The following is a 22,299-nucleotide window of genomic DNA, read 5'->3' as shown; positions in this document are numbered from 1 at the left end:
AGAGGGGGAAATGAGATGTTTACGTTCGCGACTTTGAGTGCGTTTGTCGTTATTGTATTGGGTTTATTTGTGATGCCAGGACCGGCTGTTCTATTAATTGCAACGCGGACGGCGCAGAGTGGACGGAAAGCGGGTATTATGACAGGGCTTGGCATTGCAACGGGCGATTTGATCCACACATTATGTGCAGCGGCCGGACTTTCGGCGATTTTAATGACGTCTGCGCTTGCTTTTAATGTTGTGAAGTATGCAGGTGTGGCCTATTTGGTTTATCTGGGCATTCGTGCGATTTTAGAAAAGCCTTCAGATCCTCAAATGCCAAAGGTGTCTCCTGTGACGAATATGAATGCCTATCGGCAGGCTATTGTAGTGGAAGTGCTTAATCCGAAAACGGCATTGTTTTTTCTGGCCTTTTTACCACAGTTTGTTCAGCCCGCGCAAGGCTCAACGATACTTCAATTTTTAATTTTAGGTATCATTTTTGTAATGATGAGTGTGATTTATACGACATTATTTGCCATGAGTATTGGTCTAGTTGGGCGCTTTGTGAAGCGTATCGCTTGGATAAATCGTTGGAGTGGTAAAATTGTTGGAGCAGTTTATATTAGTATTGGATTGAAAGTGGCGATGCAAAGCCGGTAGGGAGATATGGGGAAAGGGAGAGAGTCCGTGAGCAAAGAATTTCCTATTATTGAAACAACAAGATTAATTTTGCGGGAAGTAACAGCGGCGGATGCTAATGATATGCTTTGCTATTTATCTGATAAAGATGTTGTGAAACCTATGGGGTTAGAACCTTTCCAAACAGTAAAAGAAGTATGGGATGAAATTAGGTGGTATAAATCCATATACGACGAAGGTACGGGCATTAGATGGGGAATCACGCTAAAAAATTCCGGCAAGGTTATAGGAAGTTGTGGTTTTCTTAATAGGCTTCGCAAACATTATCGGGCTGAAGTTGGATATGAATTAAGTAAAGCTTACTGGGGAAAAGGGATAGCCAACGAAGCATTAGAAGCAGTTGTGAAGTATGGTTACCAGCATTTTCAGTTAGAAAGAGTAGAGGCTTTAATTGAACCTGCTAATCTAGCGTCGCAAAAATTGGTGGAAAAGCAAGGCTTTAAAAGAGAAGGGTTATTGAGGCATTATGAATTTACTTGTGGTAAATTCGATGATTTATATATGTACGCGCTCATAAAAGAGGATCTCGATTTTATTTTAACGAAAAACAATCCGAAATAATTGCCTCTTAAGTCCATAACACGTATAATAATCCTACAACTTAAAATAATTAACTTCCACTAAGGGGAGTAGCTATACAGCAAATGTCGTCAATACAGGATGTAAATCCTCGGCATAGCTGGCAACGATCGTTGTTTGCGAGACCTTACCAATTATTTGGTGAGGCCTTTTTTATTTTTTAGAGGCGGTATGACCAAGTAATGGTTATACGGTCTTTTTTTATTGCTTAAAATGAATGGGAGGGTTTATATTGAATACGTATCAAGCACTGTCAAAAACAGTTATTATTCATAAGAATAATCATCTAATTAGCCACGATGATTCTTTAACGCTTATTGGGACTGGAAGAAGTGCATTCGTTTTTAGAATACACGCATCTAATAAAGTCATTAAAGTATTTTTTCCTGCATTCTCCCACCTTGCGAAAGAAGAGGCTGAAATTTATAAAAAACTTCAAGGGATTTCCTATTATCCGTCTGTTTATGAAGTTGGATTGAATTACATTGTTATGGAATACATCGAAGGTCTTACGCTTTTTGAATGTATGGCCCGCGGAACAGTTATAACGTCTGCGCATCTAAAAGAAATTGATTATGCACTTGCGTTAGCTTCAAATCAGGGATTAAATCCTTCTGATATTCACTTACGGAATATTTTCATCACACCGAACGGGACGATAAGAATCATTGATGTCGCACGTTTTAGACAAACGAAAGATTGTAGTCAATGGGGGAACCTGAAAAGAGCCTATAACCAATTTTATTGTAAGCGCTGGTTTCCAAAGAAACTTCCTGTTGGCTTGCTCAATGGTATTGCATTCTTTTATAAGAAAAGGTTAATTCCTTATTATCGTACTTAATATAGAGGTATTCATTGAGAAAATATTTAGTATAGGGCATAATGGAAAGTTATTATCCATACGAATAGGGGATGTTCACAAATGACCATTGAAGTAAAGGTCGATATGAAATCGAGACAACAAAATAAGCGACTTGAAAATCAGGGGCGACTGCTAGTAAAATGTCCAGATAAACCAGGGATTGTATCGGTTTTATCGACATTTTTACATAATCACGATTCAAATATTATTGAATCGAGCCAGTATTCTAGTGATCCGGAGAATGGCATCTTTTTTATCCGGATCGAGTTTCATTGTGAGAATCTATTGGAAAAGTCGTCGCGGATTGAAAAAGATTTTGAGGGAATTGCTGCTACGCATTCGATGGATTACCATTTTGCCTATGGGAATGAACGGAAACGTTCGGCTATATTCGTGTCCAAAGAACCGCATTGTTTGATGGAACTGTTGTGGGAATGGCAAAATGGCGATTTGGATACGGATATTGTAGTTGTCATTAGTAATCATGAGGGCGCGCGGCACATGGTTGAGTCTTTAGGGATTCCTTTTCATTATATTCCGGCCAATAAAGACATTCGAAAACAAGTCGAAGCTGAACAAATCCGCTTGATGGAGGCGTACAACGTTGATTTGCTGATTCTTGCGCGCTATATGCAAATCTTGACGCCTGATTTTGTCAGTCATTTTGAGAATCGTATTATTAATATCCACCACTCTTTCTTGCCGGCGTTTATAGGGGCAGGGCCGTATGAGCGCGCGTTTGCTCGTGGCGTGAAATTGATAGGAGCCACATCTCATTATGTTACAAATGATCTTGATGAGGGGCCGATTATCGAACAGGATGTGGAGCGAGTGGACCATCGTGACGATGTGATTGATTTGAAAAAAATCGGTCGTCAAATCGAGCGACGTGTTCTCGCGAAGGCTGTGAAATGGCATCTTGAAAACCGGATTATCGTGGAAGGCAACAAAACAATCGTGTTTCATTAAGTAGTATAAAGAAACTAAGTCTATACAATTTGTTGATTCCGCCTAATTTGTAACGCCAAGAATTGGAGGAGCAAAATACAGCAGGTATGAATGTACGTTACAACTAAGCCGTCGGGATGATTTTGGCGGCTTATTTTTTATTGATATTTTTTGAGAAAGGCGTATAGTTATCTTTAGTAACAGTTATCCAAAGTAACTATATGTGGAAGAGGGGAATGTGATGGAAGGTTTTTTACGGCGTTTTTTACGCCTATATCGACCACTGATTACGTCACTCAATGAGTTATTAAGTCCATTTGAACTTTCTTATTCATTATGGCAGGTTATATACTATGTGAAAAACAATGGTCCCTCGACGCTTGTCGATATATCAACCCACTTTGAAGTGGAGAAACCCACCATTACCAGAAGGGTGTACCGTTTGGAAGAACTCCAAATTGTGAAGCAAATACCTGGGAGAGATAGAAGGGAAAAGATTATTCAACTAACGGAAATAGGGGAAGAGATTTACCGGATATGTCGTGAAAAGATTACGGATTTGGAGAACAATTTAATGGAAGGGATTCCGAAAGAAAAGCAAGTTATTCTTTTTCAACTACTTCCCCAAATACGGGAAAACATCCTGAATAAAGAAGGTCTTAATGATGAATAAGCCAAAATTGTGGACGAAGGATTTTATCGTTGTATCCTCAATCAATTTCTTGATCACATTAATCTTTTATTTGCTAATGGTGACGATTGCCGTTTATGCGGTAGATGAATTCAATGCTTCTACGAGCCAAGCGGGACTTGTGACGGGGATTTTTATCATTGGAACGTTAATTGGACGATTATTTATCGGGCGTTATATCAGTTTGATTGGCCGAAAAAGAACATTGTTTATTGGTTTAGTATTCTTTACATTGACAGCTGTTTTATATTTCGTGAATATTGGACTTACTTTCTTACTCATTAACCGCTTAATTCACGGGATGGCAATGGGGGTGGCGAGTACGGCGACAGGAACGATTGTTGCGCAAACGATACCGGCTACAAGAAGAGGGGAGGGCATCGGTTATTATAGTATGAGTGCAACATTAGCTACAGCAATCGGTCCATTTATCGGTCTATTTATGAGCCAGCATACGAGTTACCAAATGATCTTTGCTTTCTGCCTTGTATTAGGGGTCATCTGTCTGCTGATTGCATTCTTTCTTCGTGTTCCGGTAGTGGAAATACCGGAACAAACTTCCGAAATGAGAGGGTTTAAACTATCCAACTTTATTGAGCCGAAAGCATTGCCGATTGCATTTGTTACACTAGCGATCGCCTTTTGTTACTCCAGTGTCCTTTCTTTTATTAATTTCTATGCAATTGAAATTGATTTAGTGGAAACCGTAAGCTTTTTCTTTTTTGTTTACGCAATCGCGGTACTTGTCTCGCGCCCATTTACTGGACGTTTAATGGATGTGAAAGGCGCGAACTTTATTATGTATCCCGCTTTTCTTTTATTTGGCGCCGGCATGTTACTTCTCAGTTCAGCACATAGTGGCATCATTTTGTTAGCGGCAGGGGGGCTGATTGGTTTTGGCTTTGGGAATATGCAATCGTGCACTCAGGCGATTGCCGTTAAGCTGACCGCTACACATCGCATGGGACTCGCAACATCGACTTTCTTTATCTTTTTAGATGCCGGTCTTGGTTTTGGTCCTTATCTTTTAGGATTCCTAATTTCCGCAACTGGGTACAGTATGATGTATGTTATTATGGGCATTTTGATTTTCGCAACTGCTATACTTTACTATTTTCTACATGGTAAGAAAGAACACCTTGCAAATGTACCCTACTAATTGCAAATACCGCAACCATGAGCTGCATATCATCCCGATTCGTGTAACAATTCGAGATGATGTGTAGCTAGCTTATTGTATTGGATTATTTATAGAGATCTGTACTGAGGTATTTAAGGCCAGAATCATTGATCGTTAATACGATATTGGCTCCTTTTTCAGGCCCTTTTAGTAGTTGCAAGGCGGCAGCAACATTCGCCCCCGAAGAAAATCCGGCGAATATTCCCTCTTTTTTAGCTAGTTCTCTCGCAACAGCTGTTGCTTCTTCATCTGTCACGTGGATGTAATCGGTCACCAAGCTTTTATCCAAAAGGGGCAAGTCCATTGAGTAGCCGCCGCCTTGGATTTTATGGTTGGGATTCGTTTGTGCTTTGTTCGCATAAAAAGGAGCGCTAGCAGGCTCAACGACGTAACAACGAATGTCAGGCTTATGTTTTTTCAATGTTTTGGCGCAACCTGCAAACGTACCGCCAGAACCGACAAAATCTAGAAAAACATCGATATCGCCATTGGTTTGCAGCCACATTTCTTCCCCTGTATGGTACTCATGCGCATGTGTATTCCCGACGTGGTGAAACTGATCAGCACGAAAGGCATTTCGCTTTTTTGTAATTTGCTGGGCAACTTTTTCAACATTGGCAAGGTCTTCTCCTGACACTTGTCCCACAACTGAGCCAGGTGCTTGGTCTACTAATACAACTTCAGCCCCCAATGCGGACATCATTCTTGCTCTTTCCAGTGAATTCCCCTTCGACATGACAGCCACAAATTGATAACCTTTGACGCCACAGACAATCGCAAGTCCTGTCCCTGTATTGCCGCTCGTCAGTTCGACAACGGTTTGGCCAGGCTGAAGGATCCCCGCTTGTTCGGCCTCTTCGATAATTTGTAAACCAATGCGGTCCTTTTTGCTGAAACCGGGATTCAAGTATTCGAGTTTAGCAAAAATATTGCCCTCAAGGCCTTTCGTAATTCTAGAAAGATGAACCATCGGTGTGTTGCCAATTGCTTGATGAACCCCTGAGAGCATAGAAGTGTATGCCATAGCTAATCGCCCCTTTTTAAATTGTGCTATATAGTGTCTATTTGTGCGCTATATAATTAAATGGTACACTATCACGTATATAAGTGCAATATAGCGTAAAAATAATGGAGGTTTATTCATGGAGAAAATGAATAAAAATATCGGTCAAAATATAAAACGGGTTCGGCAAGAAAGAAAATTGAGTTTAGATAAAACAGCCGCGCTAACAGGTGTCAGCAAAACGATGTTAGGGCAAATTGAAAGAGGCGAGTCGAATCCGACCGTTACGACACTTTGGAAAATAGCAAATGGCTTGCGATTATCATTTTCTTCACTCATTAGTCAAGAGCGACCCGCTGTGACAGTCATCAAAAAGAAGACAATAGCGCCACTGAGTGAAAATGAGGGACAGTACCGTGTCTATCCATTAATCCCTTTTCAACCAGATAAGCAGTTTGAAGTCTTTGCGATTACGCTTGAACCCGGATGTGTGCATTATTCAGAATCTCATCATAGAGGCGTGGAAGAGCATATCTTTGTCAATGAGGGCTTACTCGTAATCACAGTTAATGAAGAGGTATTCGAAGTGGGTTGTGAGGACTCAATCATTTTCGAGGCTGATGTCCCACATAGTTATCAAAATAACGGACCAAAGCCCGTAAACTGTACGGTACTCATTCACTATCCTAGTTAACGGATTGATGATAGAGGCCTTGAGAAATGGAAATATGAAATATGTTATAATGGTGAGGAATGAATGGAGGAATTGAAATTATGTCAAATTTACCTAATTGTCCAAAATGTAATTCCGAATATACATACGAAGATGGCAATCTTTTTGTGTGCCCGGAATGTGCGCATGAGTGGACGCTGGGATCGGAAGCTGAAGAAGTGGAAGAGGAAAAAGTGTATAAAGATGCCAATGGCAATATTTTAACTGATGGTGATTCTGTCACAGTCATTAAAGATTTGAAAGTAAAAGGTAGCTCAAAAGTTGTTAAAGCAGGCACAAAAGTAAAAGGGATCCGTTTGATTGATGGCGACCATGATATTGATTGTAAAATCGATGGTTTTGGTGCGATGCAATTGAAAACGGAATTTGTGAAGAAGCTGTAACCTATCAAAGCAATCGTCTGCGTTAGTGTTGGTTTGTACAACATTGACGCAGACTTTTTTTGTTTGTACATATAATACGAACCTTCTGATAGCTCGATCGTCATATTATCCAGATGCTGTTATATGAGGAAGGAGTGCCTGGTATTATGAACCGCAAAATGTATCCAGTTTTTACGATTCTTTTTCTAGTCTGTGTCACTGTATTGGTGATGAAAGTATTTAAAGAAGAGCCCTGGGATGCTAATTTCCAACTATTCAAAGAGAAAGTTTTCTCGGAAACGGCAGATGGGGACCAAGTGAACTTATCTACCTTTACACCATTCGAATGGGATCAAGTGTATGCCTTTAATCCATATCTATCTAAAGAAGCGATCTATGAAACGGTTGGTTATAAGTGGGACCGGATAAGTGAAACGGTCAGTGAAGGCATGAATCAAATTGTATTTATGCAAGATGGAAAAGTCGTTTGCTATCTCTATGGTTATCCAGAAAATAATCAATTTGGGCTATTTTTTGATGGCACGGAGCATGTAGAAGGCGCGACTATTTTGTATGCGGAAGATGATGCTATTTTTGATGTGGTGAGAAAGGGGGATGTGATGTATTTGGAACAACGTAAATAGAGTGCGCGAACGAATATGATTGCTGATATACATAAGCCATTGCCGAATTCTATGCTAAAAATAGACAAGCTAACATACAGTAGTAGTCATGTAACAGGCTTGTTTATTTTTGTATGGAAGGGGGACGTTATCTAAATGGAAAAAGCACTTCTTATGATTATCTTGTTACGCATTTTTTCAGGTAGTGTAGATATCACGGCTGCTATGCTCATGTATAAATTCAATGATTTGGAAAAGGCTTTTTATATTAATACGCTATTAGCGTTGGTAGGCCCTTGTGTACTAATCATTACAACAGGGATTGCCTTATTTGGTCTGGCCGAAAAGATTTCCATAACGCGAATGGTTTGCCTATTTGCGGGGATTGTCCTTATTTTGGTCAGTTTGAAAGCTGAATGAGAGCGGGGAATCACATGTAATAAAGCTGCTTAACGAAGGAGGAATCCTTGTTAAACAGCTTTTTTCGTTATTAATAAGCGCTCCAGCCAGCATCTGCCGCAAGTGTAACGCCATTGATATAGGCCGATTCTTCAGAAGCTAAGAAAATGGCGATGTTAGAGATGTCTTGAATTGTCCCTGCTTTTGGCAGTAGGTTCAACCCGCGTGTCGCTATTTGCATCCCGAATTCATCAACATTGGTCATCGTAGCAGCAAATCCTGTTTCTACATGTGCCGGAGCAATGGCGTTACATCGAATATTTTGTGGGCCATATTGTGAAGCGATGTTTTTTGTCATCCCGACAACTGCGTGTTTGGCAGCTGTATAAGCAAGACCGCCACGCCCACCTGTTAGTCCCGAGATGGAAGCCATATTGACGATTGTACCGCCACCGTTTGCAAGGAACACAGGAATGACTTGTCGCAAGCCACGCATGACACCTGTCACATTAATATCCATCACACGTTGCCATGTTTCGTCTTTGACATTTTCAGCGGCTTGCATATTATCCCCAACCCCTGCATTATTGACTAAAATGTCTACGCGGCCAAATGTTTTGACAGTTTCGTTGACCATTTTAGCAACATCTTCTTCAACGGCCACATTTACTTTGATACCAATTGCTTCATGGCCTGCTTTTTTTAGTTCATTTACGGTAGTATGTAGGGCCTCTTCATTAAAATCAACAATGACAACTTTAGCCCCTTCTTCTGCATAGTGAGTGGCAATTGCCTTTCCAATACCAGCTCCACTCCCCGTTATGATGGCAACTTTTTTTTCTAAACGTCCCATTTTATTAGCCCCTTTTTTTGAATAATAATGTTACAACACTTCCATTATAGAATGAAAAACTATAAAAATCTAAATATTCCCACTCACCCTACTTGATGGGTTTCCAGAATCAGCAGTGTTGTTTGTGACAAAAATGTAAGATAAGCCCGCTTTTTGTGTGGTTAAGTTATGGCTGTCGGCTTTATTAAGCAGTATGCTTAATACAGTTGAGTGACGATTTGGAGGAGAACAAATTGACGATTGTATTAGAAGCGGAAGGCATTCAAAAAGCGTACGGAACAAAAAGTCATGTTGTTACTGTGTTAAAAAATGTAAATTTGACGATTCGTCAAGGGGAAATGGTAGGGATTATGGGGCCTTCTGGAGCAGGGAAGACTACGCTCCTGAACATATTTGCAACGATTGACAAACCAACTTCAGGCAGCGTGCGCATTAAGGGAAAAGAAATCACGACGTTGAATGAAGAATTGCTATCTGAATTTCGAAGAGAACATTTAGGCTTCATCTTCCAAGACTATAACTTGTTAGACTCTTTGACGATGAGGGAAAATATTCTTCTTCCGTTAGCGCTTGCAAACCGATCTGTCTATTTGATTGAACAGAGAATCGAAGAGGTAGCCGCCATTTTAGGCATCCAGTCTATACTGGATCATTATCCATATCAAACATCAGGTGGGCAAAAACAGCGTACGGCTGCGGCGCGCGCAATCATTGGTAATCCTAGTCTTGTCTTAGCGGATGAGCCAACAGGGGCGCTGGATTCGAAGGCATCGATGGATTTATTGAAGGCGTTTACGACACTCAATCAGGACTATGAAACGACGATTCTAATGGTGACACATGATGCCTTTGCGGCAAGTTATTGTGATCGAATTATTTTTATGAAAGATGGCAGTTTGGTGACTGAACTTGTCAGGGGAGAGAAAAATCGAACAGTATTTTTTGAACAGCTGTTGACGACGTTGTCTGCTTTAGGGGGCGGTAGTCATGACATTATTTAATGTAGTGATGAAAAACCTGAAGCATAACTTTCGGCAATACACTATCTATGTAGCTTCTATGACATTTAGTGTGTTAATTTATTTTACATTTGTTTCATTGCAGTATAACGAACAAATTATGACTGTTTCAAATTTCGCGAGTATAACAGAGCGAATCCAGCCATTACTCAATCTGTCATCTTTGATTTTGCTGGGGTTTATCTTCATTTTCATCTGGTATTCCAATACATTTTTTATGAATCGGCGTAAACAGGAGATTGGGTTATACGCCTTGTTGGGGGCGCCCAAGAAAGAAATTGGCATGATGCTATTTTACGAAAATTTTCTGCTCAGCTTGATGGCACTTATTATTGGGGTAGGGTTGGGCCAATTGTTCTCGCTCTTTTTTAGTATGATTTTAGTAAAGTTAATGGGCTATTCCATCCTTTTACATGTTGCTTTCAATGAAATGGCTGTTGTTCAAACATTGGTTGTATTTATAGCGATTACGCTTCTCACGTCATTACAAGGTTATTATCTCGTTTATCGCTTTCGGCTTATTGAATTGTTTCAAGCGAAAAATAAAGGACAAGATCCTATAAAATCATCGATGGTTAGAGCGATGCTATCTGTTCTTTTACTTGGAATGAGCTATTGGCTGTTATGGAATGCTTCAGATTCGAAAAGTTGGAGTGAACATTTTGGCCGCAATTTGTTCGTGGCACTGTTACTAATGATTACGGGGTCTTTTCTACTCTTTCATTCGTTCAGTGGCTTTGTCATGCAGCAATTGCAAAATAAAAAAGCGATCTATTATAAATGGCGTAATCTTATTACTTTTACACAGTTGAGAAGTCGCTTAAAAAGCAATGCCATTCTATTAACGCTCATTTCAGTTTTGAATGGTATAACACTTGTAGCGTTTGGTTTTGCTTATACGATATATTACAACACCCTACTTACTATGGAAGATCATGTGCCGTTTAGTTATCAATACAGCGTAGCTGAGCAGTCGATAGATGACCAACTCACGGCACTTATCCAACAGAATACGGATTTCCCATTGGTATTTGAAGAGACGTTTGAGTATATGATGGTGAATGGGGATGCTCGTTCTTTAGACGTAGTGCCAAGCAGTTATCATTTTTATGATGAACAATTTGCTGTACTGCCTGTGACGACGTATAACCAACTGGCCGGGCAATTAAATCGAAAATCCCTTTCTTTGCTGGAAGAACATGAAGTCGTTACATTAGGAAAAAATTTCATCGGTTCGCAAAATCACTATGAAAATGTAGGCCATTCATTATCGCTAATGGTAGCGGATGAGGCTATTCCATTGATGGTGACAAGTAACCGTATCGAATCTTTATTTAACTATAATGTGCCGCCAACTACGCTCATTGTCCATGATAGGGTGTATCAAAAGCTTCGAAAAGAGTATGACCCGATTGCCTCACATGTATTTAAAGTGGCAGATGAAAAACAGGCAGATGCTTTAACCGAGCAAGTGAAGGAGCTTTTTGAAGCGGCGAATGTCAGTGTTCTAGATCACTCCCAGGAAAGAGAGCCAGCCCATGTAGGCTTATACACTTTTTTCGATAATTATCAGGAAGCGCAATCGATTTATGGCTTGATGATTTTCACATTTGGATTTTTAGGACTTGTGTTTTTATCGGCTACGGGTAGCATTATTTATTTTAAAACGCTAACGGAGGCAGCCGAGGACGCGAAGCGGTATAAGACATTGAGAACAATAGGCATGAGTAAAAGAAAAGTAAAACAGGTGATTGCAAGGCAATCTGTAGTGATGTTCATTCTTCCGCTAGTCGCTGGGATTGCCCATAGTTCTATGATGTTAAGTGCGTTAGCAAATGTAATGGACATGAACTTTATAACTCCGGTCGTAATAAGTACGTTACTCTATTCCATTTTGTATGGCTCATACTATATCATGACGCTTGTAACAGGAAATAAGTTAGTTAACACATGAAACATCCGCGGGGTTTGTCAAGCGCCCCTCGGATGTTTTTCGTTGGTTAGGAAACTATAAATCCTTGTACTATGGATAAGTAAGTACATGGAGGTTTCACGTCTAGGCTCCAACTCCCTAGGGTCTTACGCTTTTGTTCTTGGTTAGCGGATAATAGTCGCATCCCTTTGGAAAATGAATGGACAGTGTTGTGTATGCATGCTCTTTGGAAGTAACAGTTAGCTCATGTCCCAATTTATTGGCTAACTTTTTCGCTAAGTATAAGCCCATTCCAGTCGATTTTTGATAGACTCTGCCATTCATTCCTGTGAATCCTTTTTTGAAGATACGCGGTAGATCTGATAGGGGAATCCCGATACCATTGTCTGAGATGAGTAGCCTGACTTCTGTCGAATCTTCCTCGGCTTGAATTGTAATCGTTCCCGCTACTTTTGAATATTTCAAGGCATTGGAAATGATTTGAGTCAGCACGTATTCTAGCCACTTTTTATCGGTTGTAATTTCGAGGGCTTCTACTTGAAGATCCAATTTTATGTTTTTCTCGATAAAGATTTTGGCATGTTGTTTAATAACCGAACGTACGATAATGTCTAACTGCGTCTGTGAAATAAAATAATCTTGGTTAAAGTCATCTGTTCTTGCGAAATAAAGGGCTTGTTCAATTGCGTGCTCGATGCGTGTCATTTCATCGCTGATACTTTGTAAATTGGTGTCCTGTGGAGATTTATCAATAATTAATTTGCTGACAGCAATCGGTGTTTTAATGTCATGAAACCAAGAAGTCATAAACTCCAATGCCTCTTTTTTGCTGCGGACAATCGACAGCATCTTCTCCTGATGACAATCATCGATGTGCTGGAAGAATTGCCGATACAGGTATTGCTCGTAGGTTTTGGGTTCATTCAACCCTTCTTGAATAAATACATCGTGATGCCAGCGTGTTTCCATTTGTGAGAACGCTTTTTGGATTGATAAAAATTCAAACACTACATACAAGGAGAAAATAAGCCCTGTCACAACATGCATATAAATGATGTGGTTGACATGGATCGACATCGCAGGTTCTACATACATCATGACGGTAATGAACGTCATGATGAATAAGTACAAGGCAACGACTCGCCGCTGGAACCATAGAAATGTTGTGAATGATCCCTTCATATCAACATATACCCCTGTCCTTTTTTCGTTTGAATATAATCATCTAGTCCATGTTCACGTAGTTTGTGACGTAACCGATTCACGTTGACAGTTAGTGTGTTGTCATCGATGAAGCTTTCGTCTTCCCATAATGCACGCATTATTTCATCACGCTGTACAATTTGATTTTTATGCTCGAGGAGTATGCAAAGAATTTTAAATTCATTGCGTGTCAACTCTACTTCGTTGTCCTGAATACAAATGACGGATTTTTTACTATGTAAAGCTAGATCCCGGTGCACGATGATGTCTGTTTCGATAGTGTGATATGTATAGGTTCTTCTGAGCAGGGCATGAACCTTTGTGAGGAGCATATCCATTGAGAATGGCTTCTGGATAAAGTCATCGCCCCCAATATTTAATGCCATCATCATATCGATTTCCTCCGTCCGGGAAGAGAGAAAAATGATAGGTGCATTAGAATGCCTTCGTATGCGTTCACACCAATAGAATCCATTAAAATAGGGTAGGTTAATATCTAAAATAACGAGATGTGGTTGAACGGCTAGAAATGTTTCTTCTACTTTTTGGAAATCATGAATGAGTCGAGGAGCATAGCCCCATTTTTTTAAATCCTTTGCGATAAGATCGCCGATTTTCTTCTCATCCTCAATAATTAATATGGTAAACACGCATGTCACTTCCTACTCATATAAATTTTTGATAAAAGTAAGGTTGGAATGATGATTAGCTAAATTGTACCATGATTAGCAGAAGTGAAAAGAGTGATGAATAGTTTTGAAGTTCGATTGCTTGAATTCAAGATATTAAGTGTGCTAGAATCAATTCTTGTGAGGAACGGTAAATAATCGGACTCAAAGATAAAACCATTTGGAGGAATATATCAATGAATATTTTAGTTGTAAAAGCAAATAACCGCCCAGCTTCAGAGGCAATCTCAAGCAAAATGTACGAAACATTTATGGAAAATATAAAAGATGCAAAAAATCTTAACGTCACAACATTCGACGTGTTCGCAGAAGATATGCCGTACTTCGGTCAAGATCTATTCAACGCATTTGGCAAAATGCAAAATGGCGAAGAACTATCTAATCTTGAGCAACGCCTTGTTGCAGCGAAACAAAAAACAATGGATGCTTTAACAGCTGCGGATGTAGTCGTTTTCGCATTCCCACTTTGGAACTTAACAATTCCAGCACCACTACAAACATTTGTGGACTATGTCTACCAAGCAGGCTATGCGTTTAAATATAACGAAGAAGGCCAATTGGTCAGCTTAATGACTGAGAAAAAAGCAATTCTATTGAATGCACGTGGCGGTATCTACTCTACGCCTGAAACAGCGCCAATGGAAATGTCAGCTACGTATATGCGTAATGTATTTGGCGGCGTGTTCGGTATGACTGTTGAAGAAGTCATCATTGAAGGCCATAATGCAATGCCAGGTGAAGCGGAGCAAATCGTTGCACAAGGTCTTGAAAAAGTGGCTGAAGTTGCAAAAGCATTGGCTGCTCAACCAACTACTGTATAAGCAAGATGATAAGTAAATAAATATAGTAAATCCCTTCGTGAAAATTCAGCGAGGGGATTTTTTGTCTATGTATGTGATATTGAAGAACAGAGATAATCGACTGCTATTAACAAATAAGGCGGATGGTTTTACTTTTTGATTTCAATATATTAAACTAAAGTGGATAATTAATATCCAAGTTATTCAATGAATAATAAAAAATACTTTCAAAAAGGCGGTGAGCATGATGCAGATGAAAACAGGTGTTGAACAATCTGTCTACGCTATTCTAATCCTGAATATGTTGCCAGATCGAGCGGTATTACCAGGGGAGGCTATTAGTCAACAGTTGGGAACTTCACCCACTTATTTTCAAAAACTGTTGAGAAAGTTAGTCAGGGCAGACCTGATTACTTCTGTCGCAGGTGTAAAAGGCGGCTTTAGATTAAAGAAAAAACCTGAAGAAATTCGAGTGTACGATGTGTATCTCGCAATTGAGGGTCAACAATCCCTTTATTCTCCAAGTGGGATTCTCGATGACATGCTTGAATTGGAAAAAGAGGATGCATGCTGTTTATTGACGGATTTAATGGATGAAGCTGAATCGACTTGGAAAACGGTGTTGAAGCGTGAAACCATTGCGTCTTTATATGAGGAAACGACTTCTCGCTTTCCTGAAAAAGTGGAGAGTTTAAAAGAATGGATACAAGAAAAAGCGTGTAAGTAGGAGAATAACGATATGGATAATTTTCAAACACATTATGGCTTTGCGCAAACATTTAAAGAGCATACATTAACACTTGGGCTAGCGTTTCCTTTGGAGTCGTATGTAGGAAGTTTTCCGGAGATGGATTTGGAGGAGCAAATGCTACTGGTGAAAAAGGCGGAAATTCTAGGGTTCGCCTCCTTGTTTGTTAGGGATGCTCCACTCTATGATGCGAACTTCGGTGATGTTGGGGCCCTATACGATCCATGGGTGTTTCTTTCTTATGTAGCAGCACATACGGAGCGAATTGCGCTTGGTACTTCCAGTATTGTGACGACATTGCGTCACCCACTTCACGTAGCCAAGTCAGCTGCTTCGTTGGATAAAATCTCGAAACAGCGGTTGTTATTAGGTGTTGCGACTGGTGACAGACCCATTGAATTCCCGGTATTTAAAGTGGATGTTAACGAAAAAGCAGCATTATTTAGAGAGTCTATTGTGGTCATGAAAAAAGCTTGGAAAGAATCATTTCCGCAAATGCAAACAGAGCGAGTCGATATGTTGCAAGGTGATATCGTTCCGAAACCAGCTTTATCTGCTATTCCGATTTTAGGAACGGGCTATTCTGGCCAGACGATTGAGTGGCTAGCGGAGCATACAGATGGCTGGTTATTTTATTCCCAAGAGGTCAATGAACAGCGCAGGCTTGTGAAGAAATGGAGAAAAGCAGCTGGTGGATTCAAACCATTTGCGCAAGCTTTGGCGATTGATTTAGCAGAGAATCCAAATGAAGCGCCTAAACCGATAAAGGGCGGGTTTAGATCGGGGTATAAGTTTTTAATTGATTATTTACATGCATATCGGGATGCGGGCGTTAATCATGTCATGTTTGGGCTGAAGAATGGAAAGCGACCGGCCTCAGAAGTAATTCAAGAATTAGGCGAATATGTGGTTCCTCATTTCCCTACAAATACACGATGAAAGAAGTGGCATATAGATGATTAAAGGGTTAGATCGTATTAATGAATTAGCAAAAAAGCAAAGGGATGAAGGGTTGACCAATGCTGAAATGGTGGAGCAAACGGTTTTGCAACAAGATTACTTACGCGAAATCCGTGGACAGGTTTTGAACACCGTTTCAGGGATCACTGTACTCGATCCACTCGGTAATGATGTGACTCCTGACAAAGTACAGCAAGAAAGGAAGTCAACGACATGAGGTTAAGTGTTCTGGATCAGGCACCCGTAACAACGGGCAATCATGCAGCGGATGCTTTGAAAAAAGCAGAAGAGCTAGCGATTTTGACAGATGAATTAGGCTACCGTCGCATGTGGATGGCGGAGCATCATGGAACAAACACCTTTGCAAGCTCGGCGCCCGAAGTAACTGCGGCTCATTTAGCAGCCAAAACGCAACAAATTCGTATCGGTACTGGTGGCACGATGATGATGCATTATTCTCCACTAAAGCTAGCTGAAGTATTTAAGACATTAAGTGCTTTTTCACCAGGCCGCATTGATTTTGGCGTGGGGCGAGCTCCGGGCGGGGATAACGATTCTATCTATGCTTTATCTGAAGGACGTCCCCCGATGGTCAACAATATGTATGAAAAATTCGATACGGCATTGCAATTGATTAACGACGAAGTACCAGAAGATAGCCTATACAGTAAAACGATTGCGACGCCATCTCAAATCGTTTTGCCCGAAGCTTGGCTGTTAGGTTCGAGTGGCAATAGTGCCATTCAAGCAGGGCGGATGGGCGTTGGCTATTCTTTTGCACAGTTTTTTAATGGTCAGATGTCCGAAGCCATTTTAGAGGCTTATAAAAAGAACTTTCAATCTTCAGCTTTTATGGAGAAACCAGAGATCAACGTGTCTTATATGGTAACAGCAGCCGAAACAACAGAAGAGGCGGAGTTTGAGGCTGGTCCTCAAGATATTTGGCGTCTGCTGTTCATGAAAGGGAAGGTCGGGCAAGTGTTGACACCTGAAGAAGCCCGTGATTATCCGCTGACGGAAATGGACCGGATGATGATTCAAGATAGCCGGAAGATCCACCTAGTAGGTTCTGCGAAATACATTGCAACACGATTACAACAAGAGCAACAACAGTATGGATTTGATGAAGCGATGATTTGTAGCATTCCGCATTCGCAAGAAAAACGTTTGAATGTCTATCGCCTATTAGCACAGGAACTTCTGTAGGAAAGAAAGGAAGAATTGAAGTGAAGGATTATTTAGTAAAAGCAATTGCTTATAATGACCAAGTACGTGCCTATGCGGCAATTACAACTGAAACGGTTGGAGAAGCTGAACGTCGCCATCAGACATGGCCAACAGCATCTGCAGCGCTTGGGCGCTCGATGACAGCTGGCGTGATACTTGGCGCAATGCTAAAAGGCGAGGAGAAACTTTCAATAAAAATTGAAGGCAGTGGTCCAATTGGCACCATCTTAGTCGATGCCAACACCAAAGGCGAAGTGAGGGGCTATGTGACAAATCCGCAAACGCATTTTGAGTTAAATGAGCAAGGGAAACTCGATGTACAAAGAGCGGTTGGAACGGATGGCATGCTTACCGTATCAAAAGATATTGGCTTACAACAGCCCTTTGTCGGCTATGTACCTCTTGTATCAGGTGAGATAGGCGATGATTTTACATCCTATATTGTGCATTCAGAACAAGTACCTTCCTCTGTTGGTGTGGGAGTCTTAGTGAACCCGGATCAGACGGTTCAAGGAGCAGGCGGGTTTATCATTCAACTGATGCCTGGGACAGACGAAGAGACAATCGCTATGATTGAAGAACGTCTGCAAGATATCATGCCGATTTCTGCAATGGTGGAGCAGGGAATGACACCGGAACAAATCCTTGAACAAGTACTAGGAGTAGGCCATGTGAAATTTCTAGAGAAAATGCCCGTTCAATTTCAGTGTCAATGTTCCGAGGAGAGAATCTCCAATGCCATTATTAGTTTAGGACGTACGGAGATCCAAGACATGATTCAGACGGATGGGCAGGCCGATGCAAACTGTCATTTTTGTAATGAAAACTATCATTTTTCTAAACAGGATTTGGAAGTATTACTGGAATCGGCAGTTTCATAAAGTGAATATTATTTACACCATTAAAAAGCCATCTTTTGCTTATTTGAAAAGATGGTTTTTCCTATTATGCATAGCAAGGGAGACTGCTCTTCCTGATTTCTAGATAATTAGTAAAATAACAGAACAATCTCATTAATTTGACAGGGTTGTTTGTTCTTGCTATTATGAAAGCGCATTCATCACTTTACTAAAAACAGGGGGAATAATAACATGGCGAAAACTCTGTACAAACTTGATTTAAGCAAATCAATGGAAGAGCAAGCACATCCTGGTCACAATCGTTGGCACCCAGACATACCAGCAGCATTTTCAGTAGATCCTGGCACTTCTTTTCGAATGGAATGTAAAGATTGGACAGATGGACAAATTAAAAATGATGATAATCCAAATGATATTCGCGATGTAAATCTAGCACGTGTGCATGTGTTAAGTGGTCCAGTATATGTAAATGGCGTGGAGCCGGGCGATTTACTTGTTGTAGATATTTTAGATATTGGTACTTTTCAAGATTCAGAGTGGGGCTTTAACGGTATTTTTGCCAAAGAGAATGGGGGCAGTTTCTTAGTTGACGAATTTCCAGAAGCGGCTAAGTCAATCTGGGATTTTGAAGGCATTTATACGACTTCAAGACATGTTCCTGGTGTGAAGTTCGCAGGGATTATCCATCCGGGCTTAATAGGAGTAGCTCCCTCTATGGAGCTGTTACAAAAATGGAATGAACGAGAAAAAGAACTGATCATGACCAACCCAGATCGTGTGCCAACGTTGGCCAATGCACCCAATCCTGAGAGAGCAGTACTTGGCACATTAAAAGGAGCAGAGTTTGACCGAGTAGCAAATGAAGGGGCTCGGACAGTGCCGCCAAGAGAAAATGGAGGAAACTGTGATATTAAAAATCTATCTAAAGGATCGAAAATCTTCTTCCCGGTATTTGTGAAAGGAGCGAAGTTATCCGTCGGGGATCTTCATTTTTCACAAGGGGATGGGGAAATCACATTCTGTGGCGGTATTGAGATGGCAGGGTGGATTGACCTAAAGGTAGATGTCATCAAAGGCGGCATGGAAACGTATAAAATTCAAGAGAATCCTGTGTTTCAACCGGGTCCTGTAGATCCAAATTATAATGACTTCCTCGTTTTTCAAGGGATTTCAGTAGACGACAAAAATGGTAAGCAACATTATCTAGACGCTAATCTTGCGTTTCGCCGAGCATGTTTGAATGCCATTGAATATCTAAAAACACTTGGTTACACAGGTGAACAGGCTTATATGTTACTAAGTACAGCGCCAGTTGAAAGTCGAATCAATGGCATCGTCGACGTTCCCAATGCATGTTGTACCATTGCGATCCCTACTAAAATATTCGATAAAGACATTATGCCAAAATGATAGGATAGGGAGGCTGTATCTTGCCTAGTTATACATTTCGTTGCGAGAATTGTGGAGAGTTTACCTTGTTTTTCAAATCGATGGCAGGCAATAAAGAACAAACGTATTGTCCTACTTGCCAACTAGCGTCGAAGCGGGTTTATCGTGCGCCGAATACGTATACACTCTCGAGAGCGCTTAGTTCACAAATTGAAAAAGGAATGGAACCGCAGATTATGAGCCGAGAGGAATTAGGGGCAAACAAGCCGAGAAAAAAAGCAAGTGCGAATCGTCCGTGGCAAGTTGGGTAAAAACGTTTGATTGTAGCCGGTTGACGGCACTTTATCGGAAGCTGACTGTTTCATTTCGTTTGAAAGTAAGGTATGAATGATAGCTAATGAATAAGCTGCAAACTGAGCATCTTTCAGTTTGCGGCTTTATTGTGATTGGGGTTTCTTCGTTTGTTTGGTACTATGAAACAAGTAACTGCATGTAAAAGGGGGAGTGAGGGTGAAGCAATATCAATCGAAGGAAGTAGAGCACTACCTTCATTCAACGGAAGCGCAACAAAAGCTGTATAAACGTTCGCTTATTGTTGTCGTTATGTCGCAAATCTTCGGAGGTGCGGGACTTGCTGCGGGGATTACAGTTGGTGCGCTTCTTGCGAAGGAGATGCTAGGGAGTGCCAGTTATGCAGGACTGCCGACTGCGTTATTTACCCTCGGTTCAGCGCTAGCCGCTTTTTTAGTGGGACGGATTTCACAGCGGTTTGGTCGTCGATATGGGCTTTCTTTTGGATTTATCGCCGGGGGAATAGGGGCCATTGCGGTTGTGCTTGCTGCTACAATCAATAACGTCTTGTTATTATTTTTAGCACTATTTGTTTACGGTGCAGGTACTTCAACAAATTTACAGGCTCGTTATGCAGGCACTGACTTAGCGAGTGAGAAACAACGAGCGACTGCTATTAGTATTGCAATGGTTTCGACGACACTGGGTGCAGTAGCGGGCCCAAATTTGGTTACACCGATGGGGAAATTCGCATTGACACTAGGCATACCGGCTTTAGCAGGTCCATTTATTTTGGCCGCCGTAGCTTATCTCATCGCAGGTCTTATTTTTTTAGTATATTTACGTCCTGATCCATTTGTAGTGGCAAGAGCGATAGAGGTGGAGAAGCAACGGCAGAGCAAGGCGAATGATGGACAGCAAGTGTTACAAAGTAAGGTCAATCGTGTTGGAGTTGTCGTTGGGGCACTCGTGCTTATTCTCTCACATGCCGTAATGGTTGGAATTATGACGATGACGCCTGTTCAAATGCAAAATCATGGTGCACAACTAAGTGCAGTCGGTCTCGTCATCGGTTTCCATATTGCCGCCATGTATTTGCCATCATTGGTGACAGGCATATTGGTCGATAAAATCGGTCGCACGTTTATGGTTATCGCTTCGGGCGTTACATTAGCGACAGCAGGTGTTGTTGCCGCCTTTGCACCGGGGGGCTCTCTGTTATGGCTGGCATTTGCACTTATTTTGCTCGGTCTTGGTTGGAACTTTGGCTTAATCAGTGGGACAGCGATTATGATTGATTCGACAGATATGAAAACGCGTGCGAAAACACAGGGGACGGTTGATGTCTGGGTTGCACTTGCGGGTACGGCGGGCGGCTTATTATCAGGCGTCATTGTTGCCTATTCCAGTTATGCCGTTTTGGGATTTGTCGGTGCTTATTTAGCGTTGCTACTGGTGCCATTGATTATTTGGGCACGGATGAAAGGGAAAAGGGGTGAGTAGTCACCTTTATTCGATATAATATTGTCAAAAAAAGAGTGGAATGATTGCCAGAAAATACCGTATAATGAAAGTGGAAAGAATCGTTATCGAGTTATTCAGTATGGTTTGATTTTGAATGACTGGATATACCGACCGCAAAGAGATTCTAACACTGGAGGGGATAGATGTGGCTACCTATAAGAAGGGCTATAATTTTTTCTTGCAAATGATTCCGAAAGTCTTGCAAGTTGTCTTGAACATTTCGCTCGTTTTTCTAGCATTTATCCTATCTTTTTTACTGATTAAGGAACTCTTTATTTTTGGACATGTTTTACTGGAAAATGAAAGTAATGATTATCAACTGTACTTGGCGAACATTCTGATTTTCTTTTTGTATTTTGAGTTTATCGCAATGATTGTGAAATACTTTAAGGAAGACTATCATTTTCCGCTCAGGTATTTTATTTATATCGGGATTACGGCGATGGTGCGATTAATCATTGTTGACCACGATCATCCCATCAATACATTGTATTATTCGCTTGTTATTCTGGTTTTAATCATTGGCTATTTCATCATGAATGTGACGCCGCGCGATCGACCTGATGCGAAATGGTTTTTCAAAAAATCTTAACTGCTAGTATACGATGACAATAACCATGTATCCAAACACATTTTAGTTGTTTGGGAGCATGGTTTCTTTTTGCTAAATTCGAATGTTTGTTTTTTAGAGTTTCAGGGCAATACTTGTTTGGAAGTCATAATCGATAGTCGATGTAAATGG

The 22,299-nt window shown here is 40.8% G+C and carries 26 protein-coding genes; 22 read left to right on the top strand and 4 right to left on the bottom strand.

The window, feature by feature from the left end; genetic code table 11:
• The first annotated feature begins 15 nt into the window (after window positions 1–15).
• The 6 genes from MKY34_RS15280 (at window position 16) to MKY34_RS15255 (ending at window position 4,920) form a co-directional block, all read left to right on the top strand.
• Window positions 16–642 carry a LysE family translocator gene (locus MKY34_RS15280; protein WP_342511983.1) on the top strand — a complete coding sequence of 209 codons (627 nt, stop codon included), beginning with the start codon at window positions 16–18 and terminating at the stop codon, window positions 640–642.
• A gap of 27 nt (window positions 643–669) precedes the next feature.
• Window positions 670–1,242 (top strand): GNAT family protein, encoded by a 573-nt coding sequence (locus MKY34_RS15275; protein ID WP_342511982.1) that lies wholly within the window; start codon window positions 670–672, stop codon window positions 1,240–1,242.
• Between the two features lie 250 nt (window positions 1,243–1,492).
• Window positions 1,493–2,101 carry a protein kinase family protein gene (locus tag MKY34_RS15270; protein WP_342511981.1) on the top strand — a complete coding sequence of 203 codons (609 nt, stop codon included), beginning with the start codon at window positions 1,493–1,495 and terminating at the stop codon, window positions 2,099–2,101.
• 105 nt (window positions 2,102–2,206) lie between these two features.
• The gene (gene purU, locus MKY34_RS15265; RefSeq protein ID WP_342515278.1) at window positions 2,207–3,091 is read left to right on the top strand and encodes a formyltetrahydrofolate deformylase; all 885 of its coding nucleotides are present in this window, start codon (window positions 2,207–2,209) and stop codon (window positions 3,089–3,091) included.
• Between the two features lie 220 nt (window positions 3,092–3,311).
• Entirely contained in the window at window positions 3,312–3,743 is a 432-nt protein-coding gene (locus MKY34_RS15260) for a MarR family transcriptional regulator (RefSeq protein WP_342511980.1), read from the top strand.
• On the top strand, window positions 3,736–4,920 hold the full coding sequence (locus tag MKY34_RS15255) for an MFS transporter (RefSeq protein ID WP_342511979.1): 1,185 nt from the start codon (window positions 3,736–3,738) through the stop codon (window positions 4,918–4,920). The genes MKY34_RS15260 and MKY34_RS15255 overlap by 8 nt, the downstream gene beginning before the upstream one ends.
• An 85-nt stretch (window positions 4,921–5,005) precedes the next feature.
• On the opposite strand, the gene MKY34_RS15250 is transcribed toward MKY34_RS15255, so the two are convergent.
• Entirely contained in the window at window positions 5,006–5,965 is a 960-nt protein-coding gene (locus tag MKY34_RS15250; RefSeq protein WP_342511978.1) for a cysteine synthase family protein, read from the bottom strand.
• A gap of 118 nt (window positions 5,966–6,083) precedes the next feature.
• On the opposite strand from MKY34_RS15250, the gene MKY34_RS15245 reads away from it, so the two are divergent.
• The 4 genes from MKY34_RS15245 to MKY34_RS15230 all read left to right on the top strand — a co-directional run bounded on the left by MKY34_RS15245 (window position 6,084) and on the right by MKY34_RS15230 (window position 8,082).
• Entirely contained in the window at window positions 6,084–6,638 is a 555-nt protein-coding gene (locus MKY34_RS15245; RefSeq protein WP_342511977.1) for an XRE family transcriptional regulator, read from the top strand.
• 80 nt (window positions 6,639–6,718) lie between these two features.
• A complete protein-coding gene (locus MKY34_RS15240; protein WP_342511976.1) occupies window positions 6,719–7,060 on the top strand; it encodes a zinc ribbon domain-containing protein YjdM in 342 nt (113 codons plus the stop codon).
• Window positions 7,061–7,206: 146 nt separating this feature from the next.
• Window positions 7,207–7,683, top strand: coding sequence for a hypothetical protein (locus MKY34_RS15235; protein ID WP_342511975.1), 477 nt, complete (start codon window positions 7,207–7,209; stop codon window positions 7,681–7,683).
• Between the two features lie 135 nt (window positions 7,684–7,818).
• Window positions 7,819–8,082 (top strand): YqhV family protein, encoded by a 264-nt coding sequence (locus MKY34_RS15230; protein WP_342511974.1) that lies wholly within the window; start codon window positions 7,819–7,821, stop codon window positions 8,080–8,082.
• A 70-nt stretch (window positions 8,083–8,152) separates the two neighbouring features.
• Here MKY34_RS15230 and MKY34_RS15225 read toward each other — a convergent pair whose 3' ends face one another.
• A complete protein-coding gene (locus MKY34_RS15225; RefSeq protein WP_342511973.1) occupies window positions 8,153–8,914 on the bottom strand; it encodes a glucose 1-dehydrogenase in 762 nt (253 codons plus the stop codon).
• A 233-nt stretch (window positions 8,915–9,147) separates the two neighbouring features.
• Here MKY34_RS15225 and MKY34_RS15220 point away from each other — a divergent pair, with 233 nt between their 5' ends.
• Together MKY34_RS15220 and MKY34_RS15215 are read left to right on the top strand one after the other, a co-directional pair.
• Window positions 9,148–9,915, top strand: coding sequence for an ABC transporter ATP-binding protein (locus tag MKY34_RS15220; RefSeq protein ID WP_342511972.1), 768 nt, complete (start codon window positions 9,148–9,150; stop codon window positions 9,913–9,915).
• Complete coding sequence (locus tag MKY34_RS15215) at window positions 9,902–11,887, top strand: ABC transporter permease (RefSeq protein ID WP_342511971.1); 1,986 nt, start codon at window positions 9,902–9,904, stop codon at window positions 11,885–11,887. The genes MKY34_RS15220 and MKY34_RS15215 overlap by 14 nt, the downstream gene beginning before the upstream one ends.
• Window positions 11,888–12,004: 117 nt before the next feature.
• Here MKY34_RS15215 and MKY34_RS15210 read toward each other — a convergent pair whose 3' ends face one another.
• Together MKY34_RS15210 and MKY34_RS15205 are read right to left on the bottom strand one after the other, a co-directional pair.
• The gene (locus MKY34_RS15210) at window positions 12,005–13,048 is read right to left on the bottom strand and encodes a sensor histidine kinase (RefSeq protein ID WP_342511970.1); all 1,044 of its coding nucleotides are present in this window, start codon (window positions 13,046–13,048) and stop codon (window positions 12,005–12,007) included.
• Window positions 13,045–13,719, bottom strand: coding sequence for a response regulator transcription factor (locus MKY34_RS15205; RefSeq protein WP_342511969.1), 675 nt, complete (start codon window positions 13,717–13,719; stop codon window positions 13,045–13,047). The genes MKY34_RS15210 and MKY34_RS15205 overlap by 4 nt, the downstream gene beginning before the upstream one ends.
• A gap of 215 nt (window positions 13,720–13,934) precedes the next feature.
• Here MKY34_RS15205 and MKY34_RS15200 point away from each other — a divergent pair, with 215 nt between their 5' ends.
• The 10 genes from MKY34_RS15200 (at window position 13,935) to psiE (ending at window position 22,149) form a co-directional block, all read left to right on the top strand.
• Window positions 13,935–14,579 (top strand): FMN-dependent NADH-azoreductase, encoded by a 645-nt coding sequence (locus MKY34_RS15200; protein WP_342511968.1) that lies wholly within the window; start codon window positions 13,935–13,937, stop codon window positions 14,577–14,579.
• 226 nt (window positions 14,580–14,805) lie between these two features.
• Complete coding sequence (locus tag MKY34_RS15195; protein ID WP_342511967.1) at window positions 14,806–15,285, top strand: Rrf2 family transcriptional regulator; 480 nt, start codon at window positions 14,806–14,808, stop codon at window positions 15,283–15,285.
• 12 nt (window positions 15,286–15,297) lie between these two features.
• Window positions 15,298–16,245: an LLM class oxidoreductase gene (locus MKY34_RS15190; RefSeq protein WP_342511966.1), complete on the top strand. Its 948-nt coding sequence runs from the start codon at window positions 15,298–15,300 to the stop codon at window positions 16,243–16,245.
• Between the two features lie 16 nt (window positions 16,246–16,261).
• Window positions 16,262–16,483 (top strand): DUF896 domain-containing protein, encoded by a 222-nt coding sequence (locus tag MKY34_RS15185; RefSeq protein ID WP_342511965.1) that lies wholly within the window; start codon window positions 16,262–16,264, stop codon window positions 16,481–16,483.
• A complete protein-coding gene (locus MKY34_RS15180; protein ID WP_342511964.1) occupies window positions 16,480–17,472 on the top strand; it encodes an MsnO8 family LLM class oxidoreductase in 993 nt (330 codons plus the stop codon). The genes MKY34_RS15185 and MKY34_RS15180 overlap by 4 nt, the downstream gene beginning before the upstream one ends.
• A 20-nt stretch (window positions 17,473–17,492) precedes the next feature.
• Window positions 17,493–18,374 (top strand): Hsp33 family molecular chaperone HslO, encoded by an 882-nt coding sequence (gene hslO, locus MKY34_RS15175; RefSeq protein WP_342511963.1) that lies wholly within the window; start codon window positions 17,493–17,495, stop codon window positions 18,372–18,374.
• Window positions 18,375–18,584: 210 nt separating this feature from the next.
• The gene (gene fmdA / locus MKY34_RS15170; RefSeq protein WP_342511962.1) at window positions 18,585–19,763 is read left to right on the top strand and encodes a formamidase; all 1,179 of its coding nucleotides are present in this window, start codon (window positions 18,585–18,587) and stop codon (window positions 19,761–19,763) included.
• Between the two features lie 20 nt (window positions 19,764–19,783).
• Entirely contained in the window at window positions 19,784–20,053 is a 270-nt protein-coding gene (locus tag MKY34_RS15165; protein WP_342511961.1) for a zinc ribbon domain-containing protein, read from the top strand.
• 199 nt (window positions 20,054–20,252) lie between these two features.
• Entirely contained in the window at window positions 20,253–21,536 is a 1,284-nt protein-coding gene (locus tag MKY34_RS15160) for an MFS transporter (RefSeq protein WP_342511960.1), read from the top strand.
• Between the two features lie 166 nt (window positions 21,537–21,702).
• The gene (gene psiE / locus MKY34_RS15155; protein ID WP_342511959.1) at window positions 21,703–22,149 is read left to right on the top strand and encodes a phosphate-starvation-inducible protein PsiE; all 447 of its coding nucleotides are present in this window, start codon (window positions 21,703–21,705) and stop codon (window positions 22,147–22,149) included.
• The last annotated feature ends 150 nt before the right edge of the window (window positions 22,150–22,299 follow it).

The sequence above is a fragment of the Sporosarcina sp. FSL K6-1522 genome (assembly GCF_038622445.1).
In the GTDB taxonomy this organism is placed as follows: domain Bacteria; phylum Bacillota; class Bacilli; order Bacillales_A; family Planococcaceae; genus Sporosarcina.
The sequence above is the reverse complement of the archived record's forward strand: the minus strand, read 5'-3'. Positions and strand labels throughout refer to the sequence as shown.

Coding starts and splice junctions, on each gene's coding strand:
- fmdA (WP_342511962.1), top strand. CDS start 18,585: ATGGCGAAAACTCTGTACAAACTTGATTTAAGCAAATCAATGGAAGAG.
- MKY34_RS15185 (WP_342511965.1), top strand. CDS start 16,262: ATGATTAAAGGGTTAGATCGTATTAATGAATTAGCAAAAAAGCAAAGG.
- MKY34_RS15245 (WP_342511977.1), top strand. CDS start 6,084: ATGGAGAAAATGAATAAAAATATCGGTCAAAATATAAAACGGGTTCGG.
- MKY34_RS15190 (WP_342511966.1), top strand. CDS start 15,298: ATGGATAATTTTCAAACACATTATGGCTTTGCGCAAACATTTAAAGAG.
- MKY34_RS15255 (WP_342511979.1), top strand. CDS start 3,736: ATGAATAAGCCAAAATTGTGGACGAAGGATTTTATCGTTGTATCCTCA.
- MKY34_RS15235 (WP_342511975.1), top strand. CDS start 7,207: ATGAACCGCAAAATGTATCCAGTTTTTACGATTCTTTTTCTAGTCTGT.
- MKY34_RS15230 (WP_342511974.1), top strand. CDS start 7,819: ATGGAAAAAGCACTTCTTATGATTATCTTGTTACGCATTTTTTCAGGT.
- MKY34_RS15210 (WP_342511970.1), bottom strand. CDS start 13,048: ATGAAGGGATCATTCACAACATTTCTATGGTTCCAGCGGCGAGTCGTT.
- MKY34_RS15200 (WP_342511968.1), top strand. CDS start 13,935: ATGAATATTTTAGTTGTAAAAGCAAATAACCGCCCAGCTTCAGAGGCA.
- MKY34_RS15180 (WP_342511964.1), top strand. CDS start 16,480: ATGAGGTTAAGTGTTCTGGATCAGGCACCCGTAACAACGGGCAATCAT.
- MKY34_RS15215 (WP_342511971.1), top strand. CDS start 9,902: ATGACATTATTTAATGTAGTGATGAAAAACCTGAAGCATAACTTTCGG.
- MKY34_RS15225 (WP_342511973.1), bottom strand. CDS start 8,914: ATGGGACGTTTAGAAAAAAAAGTTGCCATCATAACGGGGAGTGGAGCT.
- purU (WP_342515278.1), top strand. CDS start 2,207: ATGAAATCGAGACAACAAAATAAGCGACTTGAAAATCAGGGGCGACTG.
- MKY34_RS15240 (WP_342511976.1), top strand. CDS start 6,719: ATGTCAAATTTACCTAATTGTCCAAAATGTAATTCCGAATATACATAC.
- MKY34_RS15195 (WP_342511967.1), top strand. CDS start 14,806: ATGCAGATGAAAACAGGTGTTGAACAATCTGTCTACGCTATTCTAATC.
- MKY34_RS15260 (WP_342511980.1), top strand. CDS start 3,312: ATGGAAGGTTTTTTACGGCGTTTTTTACGCCTATATCGACCACTGATT.
- MKY34_RS15280 (WP_342511983.1), top strand. CDS start 16: ATGTTTACGTTCGCGACTTTGAGTGCGTTTGTCGTTATTGTATTGGGT.
- MKY34_RS15250 (WP_342511978.1), bottom strand. CDS start 5,965: ATGGCATACACTTCTATGCTCTCAGGGGTTCATCAAGCAATTGGCAAC.